Source organism: Streptomyces katrae (assembly GCF_000966975.1).
GTDB lineage: Bacteria > Actinomycetota > Actinomycetes > Streptomycetales > Streptomycetaceae > Streptomyces > Streptomyces katrae.
This window is the reverse complement of sequence record NZ_JZWV01000737.1, coordinates 1-266: the sequence shown is the minus strand read 5'-3', so window position 1 is coordinate 266 and position 266 is coordinate 1. Positions and strand designations below refer to the sequence as shown.

The window sequence follows — 266 nt, the reverse complement described above, 5'->3', positions numbered from 1 at the left end:
CGACGAGGTCGTCGCGCACTGCCTGTCGGTCGAACTGGAGTCCTCCGACGGCCACAACGACACCATGCTCGACCCGGAGCAGCGCATCTGGGGCTTCGAGACCAACTTCGGCGGCCTGGCGGAGATCGCCCTCGTCAAGTCCAACCAGCTGATGCCCAAGCCGGACCACCTCAGCTGGGAAGAGGCCGCCTCTCCGGGCCTGGTGAACTCGACCGCCTACCGGCAGCTGGTCTCGCGCAACGGCGCGGGGATGAAGCAGGGCGACA

At 67.7% G+C, this 266-nt stretch carries 1 pseudogene; it reads left to right on the top strand.

Annotation, left to right across the window (positions count from 1 at the left end):
- Positions 1-266, top strand: a pseudogene (locus VR44_RS25520) (crotonyl-CoA carboxylase/reductase); the annotation flags it as partial.